This window comes from Nocardia sp. NPDC005366, assembly GCF_040606855.1.
GTDB lineage: Bacteria > Actinomycetota > Actinomycetes > Mycobacteriales > Mycobacteriaceae > Nocardia.
The window spans coordinates 1-6,301 of the sequence record NZ_JBEXFQ010000079.1 but is presented as its reverse complement, the minus strand read 5'-3'; the positions used below and the strand labels follow the sequence as shown (position 1 = coordinate 6,301).

The window sequence follows — 6,301 nt, the reverse complement described above, 5'->3', positions numbered from 1 at the left end:
CACGGTATGACAAGTTGGCCATCACCTACCGCGCCGGAGTCGTCCTGGCCCTGATCGTGGAGTGGCTCAGGTCATTGGGAGACAGAACCTAGCGGCATCGTGCGCGCGTATGCCACCGCGCGATGACCTTCGTCACTCCGGCAAACATTCAGCACGGCTCCGGATCGGTCGTTCACGAAAACTGAATGAATCTCGTAGGAAAGCTTGGTTGTTCTCCACTCTGCCGCTGTGCACACTCACATCGGAGCGCAGAGGCGTTCGAATTCGATCATCACGGAGGGAGCGGCACATGAGCGTTCGGCTTTCGGCGTCCCGCCGCTCGATCTCTCGGTGCGTCCGCCGCGCGGCCACTCGCTGTTGTCGCTGATCGCCTCGCCCCGACCCGTTTCCGGCTGTGTTCCAGAGCTGTCGCAGCCAACCCCTTTCAGTTCTCGCGGGACTTCGCGTGGAGTTCGCACGCGTGGTCGATTACCCAGGAGTTCCCCAGATGTCACGAAGTTTGTTCGTCCGAGCGACGGTGCTCGCGGCGGCGACGGCGATCGCCGCCGCCGTACTGACCGGGTGCGCGGCCTCCGGTAACCGGGTGACCGGCGCCGATGACAGCGCCACACCCGTGGCGGGCGGCACGCTGCGTTTCGCGGTTCTCGACGCTCCGGCGAATCTCGACCCGCATTCGGGCAGCTCCTACCCGGAATCGCTGATCACCAGCAACATCACCGACAAATTGACCTATCAGAATCCGCAAACCGGTGCGATCGAACCGTGGCTGGCGAAATCCTGGGAGTTCAACGATCAGCTGACCGAATTCACCTTCCACCTGCGCGACGATGTGACCTTCAGTGACGGCACCAAGTTCACGGCGGATTCGGTCAAGGAGAATTTCGACCTGCTCGGACGGGGTAACAAGGAACTCGGCATCATTCCGGTCACCGCCTACTGGGTGGGGTACCGGGACACCGTCGTCGTCGACCCGCTGACCGTGCGCGTGAGTTTCGATCGGTCGAATGCCGGTTTCCTCCAAGCGCTTTCGCTCTACTTCTCCGGCATCGTCGGGCATTCGACGCTGCGGTTGCCGAAGGATCAGCGCGGGCTCGCCCAGAATCTCGTGACGACCGGGCCGTTCACCGTCGCCGAACACGTCTACCAGCAGAAGACCGTGCTGAAGAAACGTTCCGGATACAACTGGGCGCCCGCGAGCCGCGAACACGCCGGTGAGGCCTATCTCGACACCGTCGAGATCGATGTCATCCCGGAGGCGGGCGTACGCACCGGCGCCCTGCGGTCGGGCCAGGTGGACGCCATCCTCGATGTCAACAACACCGACGAGGCCCCGTTGAAGAACGAGGGGTATCGCATTGTCCCGCAGCTGATTCCGGGACGTGATATCTCGCTGGATCTGAAGACCGATCTGTTCCCGACCAATGACAGGGCGGTCAGGGAGGCCGTCAAACTGGGCTGGAACCGCGACGCCCTCGCCAAGACGGTGCTCACCGACAGTTACCGGGTGTCCAGTTCCGTGATCTCCTCGCGGGTGCCGGGTTACGTCGATTTCAGCGCCGACCTGAAACAGGACCAGAAGAAGGCCGAGCAGATACTCGAATCGGCGGGCTGGAAGAAGGGTTCGGACGGAATCCGGGTGGACAAGGACGGCCGACGGCTCGAACTGGCACTGCTCGGGATCAACAATCTGGTGAACAACAAACCCGCCTACGAACTGATCCAGCAGGATCTGCGTAAAATAGGCATCGACCTGCGGCTCAACGTGCTGCCCATTCCGGATTACACCGCGGCGGCCACTCAGCAGCAGCGCTGGAATATCCAGGTGGCCAATCAGAGTCGCGCCGATGTGGCCGTACTCGAGCAGGTGTATTCACCGCAGTACGGCAATATGTCCAAACTGGCGCAGACCGATCCGCTCTACCAGCAGGCGATCACCACACTCAGCGCGGTGAGCAGAACCCTGGACAGCGGTCAGCGGGCCGCCGCCGCCGAAGCGGCGCAACGTTTCCTGCTCGTGGATCAGGTTCTGACGGTTCCTGTCTACAACCCCGCGCAGGTGACCGCGGCCAGCCCGAAGGTGCACAACATCGCCTACGAGGCGCAGTCGCGGAATGTCTTCTACGACACCTGGATCGAGGCGAGGTGGCCCGCATGGTCCGGTACGCGTTCGCCAAATTGGGGCAGGCGGTCTTCGTGGTGTGGGGCGCCTACACCGTGACCTTCGTCCTGCTCTACGTCCTGCCCTACGACGCGGTCGACCTACTGTTCGATCCGACGCAGGGTGATCTGATCACCGCCGAGGACAAAGATAACGCGCGGGTGTACTACGGGTTGGACCACAACCTGGTCGGCCAGTATCTGCACCGCCTCTTCGAGGCGGCGCAGGGGAATTTCGGCGCGTCGACCCGTAGCGGTGAACAGGTGTGGCCGCTGATGATGTCGGTACTTCCACAGACCGCGGCGCTGGCGGGTTTCGCGTTTGCGCTCGCCGTCGTCATCGCCTTCGCGGTGGCACTGACGGCGGGCTACACCCGGACCCGATGGTTCGCCGATCTGGTCGCCACCCTGCCCGCCGCCGGTGTCTCGGTGCCGGTGTTCCTGGTGGGATTGGCGATCCTGCAGGTGTTCTCGTTCCAACTCGGCTGGTTCCCGCCGATCGGCAACGAGGGCTTCTCCTCGCTGGTGCTGCCCGCGGTGACCTTGGCCATCCCGGTATCCGCCCCGATCGGACAGTTGCTGATCAAGAATTTCGACACCGGACTGCGTTCGGGCTATGTGACGGTATCGATCGCCAAGGGTGCGACCAGGTTGTGGGTGCTGGTGCGCGAGGTGCTCGGGAATGCCGGTCTGCCCGCGTTGACCATCGCCGGCATCACCTTCGGCAATCTGCTCGCGGGTGCGGTGATCGTCGAAACCATTTTCTCCCGTTCGGGTTTGGGCCGACTGACCGAGACGGCGGTGCGCACGCAGGACGTTCCACTGGTGCAGGCGGTGGTGGTTTTCGCCGCGCTGGTCTTCGTGACGGTGAATTTCGTGGTCGACCTCATCTACCCGCTACTCGATCCCCGGCTGCGGACCCGCCTGCGGACAAGGACACCGGCATGAGCGTTCTGGAAATCCCCGCCGTGGCGGCGCAGCGGCGTATCCGCCGGGTAGTGCGCGCGGTCACCGGGGCACCGGGGCTGACGCTGTCCTCGCTGATGATCGTCACCGTGATCGCGTGGGCGCTGGCTCCCTCCGTGTTCACCGGATTCGATCCGAACGAGGGTGATTCGGACGCCAGTTTCCAGGCGCCGAGCCCGGCGCACTGGTTCGGCACCGACCGACTCGGCCGGGATCTGCTGGCCCGCGCCATCTACGGCACGTCGACCACGGTCAGCGCCACCCTGCTCGCGGTCGCCATCGGTTTCGTGATCGGCGCGTCGATCGGGCTGTTCAGCGGTTTCGTCGGCGGCCGGGTGGATTCGGTGATCATGCGATTCGTCGATGTCCTGCTGGCGATTCCCGGTCTGCTGCTGGCCATGACCGTGGTGACAGCGCTCGGCTACGGCACCATCAATATCGCGGTGGCCGTGGGCATTTCGGCGGTCGCCGCGTTCGCGCGCGTCATGCGCTCGGAAGTGCTCAAGATCGCGGGCAGCGATTATGTCGAGGCCGCCTACGGCTCGGGAGCGGGATTCGTCCGGGTCGTCATGCGCCACGTGCTGCCCAATTCCGTCTCGGCGGTGCTGTCGCTGGCCGCGCTGGAATGCGGTGCGGCGGTGCTCGCGGTGGCCGCGCTCGGCTTCCTCGGCTATGGCGCGCCGCCGCCGCAGCCCGAATGGGGACTCGCGGTCGCCGAAGGCCGCGACTATCTGGCGACCTACCCGTGGATCTCCATCCTGCCCGGCGTGCTGATCGCCGTAGTCGTGCTGTCCACCAACAGGATCGGCCGATCGCTAGGAGAGTTGTGATGAGCGCGAACGAAACCCTGCTGCGGGTCGAGGATCTGAGCGTGCGATACGGGCCGGGCGCCGACAACGCTGTCGACGGTGTGTCGCTGGCGGTGCGGCCCGGCGAATTCGTCTCCATCGTCGGGGAATCCGGCTCGGGTAAGAGCACGACCATTCACGCCGCCCTGCACCTGTTGCCCGCGGGTGCGCGGGTGCGGGCGACGGCGCTGGAATTGGACGGCAAGGACACCGCGAAATGGAATGACCGTCGGCTGTCGCGGCTGCGCGGACCGTTCGTCGGATTCGTCCCGCAGGATCCCGGTACCTCACTCAATCCCGTCAAACGCGTGGGAACGCAGGTGCTGGAGGCGATACGGCTGCACCGGCGGATTCCCTCCGGTCCGGGCAGGGAATTGGCGCTGGCCAAACTCGAATTGGCGGGACTGCCGGATCCCGAGCGCGTGTACGAGCGGTATCCGCACGAATTGTCCGGCGGAATGAAACAGCGCGTGCTCATCGCGATCGCACTCGCCAACGATCCGGCGCTGCTGGTCGCCGACGAGCCGACCTCGGCGCTCGATGTGACGGTGCAGAAGGTCATCCTCGACCATCTCGCCCGGCTGCGCGCCACGCTCGGCCTCGGAGTGCTGCTCGTCACCCACGACCTCGGCGTGGCCGCCGAGCGTTCGGACCGGCTGCTGGTCATGCGGCGCGGCCGGATCGTCGAGCAGGGGACGGTGGAGCAGATACTGGCCCACCCGCGCGAGGAGTACACCCGACAGTTGGTCGAGACGGCCCCGTCCCGACACAGCACGCGACTGGAACCCTCGCGGACACGGGAAATCGTCACCACTACCACGAAGACAAACTCGGGTGCGCCGCTGCTGAGCCTGCGGGGACTGACCAAAACCTTCGGCCCCGGCGGATTCCGCGCGGCCGACGATGTCTCCATCGACGTCGCAACCGGTTCGACACATGCCGTCGTCGGGGAATCCGGTGCGGGCAAATCGACCGTCGCGCGTATCGCCGTCGGCTTCGCCACACCGGACAGCGGGTCGGTGTGGTTCGACGGACAGCAGATCAGCGGCCGTTCGCGCAGACAGTGGCGGCAGGTGCGCAGGGGTATCCAGTTCGTCTACCAGAACCCGTATTCCTCCCTCGATCCGCGATTCGATGTCGAACAGATCATCGCGGAGCCGTTGGTGACCTTCGCGCTGACCGAAAACCGAGCACAGCGGCGTCAGCGGGTGATCGAACTGCTGGATTCGGTGGCGTTGGAGCGGGCGCACCTGGGCAGGAAACCCGCCGAACTCTCGGGTGGGCAACGTCAGCGGGTCGCGATCGCCAGGGCGCTCGCGGCCGGACCGCGGGTGCTCGTCCTCGACGAGGCGGTCTCGGCGCTCGATGTGTCGGTACAGTCGCAGATCCTGCAACTGCTTGTCGACCTTCAGCACGAGCAGGGACTGACGTACCTGTTCATCACCCACGATCTCGGCGTGGTGCGTCTGGTCGCCGACGAGGTCACCGTCATGCGGGCTGGTCGCGTCGTCGAATCGGGCACCGTGGCCTCGGTATTCGCCGCTCCGGTGCACGACTACACCCGGCAATTGCTGGCAGCGGTGCCCGGTGTCCGCACCGGAACTCCCGAACTGGTCCGCGTCTGAATCCCGTAGCGGGGGTTCGGGTGCCTCGCGGGATTCCTGGAGAAAAACTGAACGATTCTCGTAGAGCATCTGCCTTGTTCGGTCGTGGAGCCCTTCGGATACTGGAATTCGTTGCGGTGAGCGGAGAAAGGAGTTCCCATGGCAATGGCTCGAATCGCGGTCGTGGGAATCGCACACCGCCGCCACTGTTGTCGCCGCTGATCCGCGCGTTTTCGTACAGGGTTCCGATCCTCGCGTGGCGAGGACGACGAGGTAGTGGGCTGACCGAAACACATGAATCTTTCGATATTCGACCGCGCGCACGCCGTGGGCGGCATCGCGCGAGTCGACTATTCGCCGCTCGTACTGAGCCTCGTATACACGGCATGCGCCGATTTCCCGGTGCCGCGGCACTGGGTGGACACCGTGCGCTGTGGCGGTCGCGCCCTCGAGTCGCCCGCACGCGCCACGACCTTGGGCAGAAAGGTGAACCGCCGATGACAGCCGTGGTATCCGAGCGGACCGCGCACGGACTCGACGACGCCGCGTTCGTCGCGGCGTTGACAGTGATCGCCGAACGGGCCGAGGAGCACGACCGCACCGGCGCATTCCCGTTCGCGGCCTTGCGCGCCCTGCACGAGATCGGCGCACCCGCTCTCGTCGTGGCCACCGAATTAGGTGGGCACGGCGCGGGTATAGCCGAAGCACGAGAGAGATAGGAAGAGA

5 protein-coding genes are annotated in these 6,301 nt (G+C 65.1%); all 5 read left to right on the top strand.

The features are described from left to right. The first annotated feature begins 487 nt into the window (after positions 1–487). The 5 genes from ABZS43_RS36355 (at position 488) to ABZS43_RS36335 (ending at position 6,294) form a co-directional block, all read left to right on the top strand. Positions 488–2,218, top strand: coding sequence for an ABC transporter substrate-binding protein (locus tag ABZS43_RS36355; protein ID WP_355040556.1), 1,731 nt, complete (start codon positions 488–490; stop codon positions 2,216–2,218). Further along, positions 2,152–3,105, top strand: a complete 954-nt coding sequence (locus ABZS43_RS36350) for an ABC transporter permease (RefSeq protein ID WP_355040555.1) — start codon at positions 2,152–2,154, stop codon at positions 3,103–3,105. The genes ABZS43_RS36355 and ABZS43_RS36350 overlap by 67 nt, the downstream gene beginning before the upstream one ends. Further along, entirely contained in the window at positions 3,102–3,953 is an 852-nt protein-coding gene (locus ABZS43_RS36345; RefSeq protein ID WP_355040554.1) for an ABC transporter permease, read from the top strand. The genes ABZS43_RS36350 and ABZS43_RS36345 overlap by 4 nt, the downstream gene beginning before the upstream one ends. Continuing rightward, entirely contained in the window at positions 3,953–5,596 is a 1,644-nt protein-coding gene (locus ABZS43_RS36340) for an ABC transporter ATP-binding protein (RefSeq protein ID WP_355040553.1), read from the top strand. Before ABZS43_RS36345 ends, ABZS43_RS36340 begins: the two co-directional genes overlap by 1 nt. Positions 5,597–6,072: 476 nt before the next feature. Continuing rightward, the gene (locus tag ABZS43_RS36335; protein WP_355040552.1) at positions 6,073–6,294 is read left to right on the top strand and encodes an acyl-CoA dehydrogenase family protein; all 222 of its coding nucleotides are present in this window, start codon (positions 6,073–6,075) and stop codon (positions 6,292–6,294) included. Positions 6,295–6,301 lie beyond the last annotated feature (7 nt).

What these genes read in the sequence shown, in the direction of transcription:
- ABZS43_RS36335 (WP_355040552.1), top strand. Translation starts at nt 6,073, where the DNA reads ATGACAGCCGTGGTATCCGAGCGGACCGCGCACGGACTCGACGACGCC.
- ABZS43_RS36345 (WP_355040554.1), top strand. Translation starts at nt 3,102, where the DNA reads ATGAGCGTTCTGGAAATCCCCGCCGTGGCGGCGCAGCGGCGTATCCGC.
- ABZS43_RS36340 (WP_355040553.1), top strand. Translation starts at nt 3,953, where the DNA reads ATGAGCGCGAACGAAACCCTGCTGCGGGTCGAGGATCTGAGCGTGCGA.
- ABZS43_RS36350 (WP_355040555.1), top strand. Translation starts at nt 2,152, where the DNA reads ATGGTCCGGTACGCGTTCGCCAAATTGGGGCAGGCGGTCTTCGTGGTG.
- ABZS43_RS36355 (WP_355040556.1), top strand. Translation starts at nt 488, where the DNA reads ATGTCACGAAGTTTGTTCGTCCGAGCGACGGTGCTCGCGGCGGCGACG.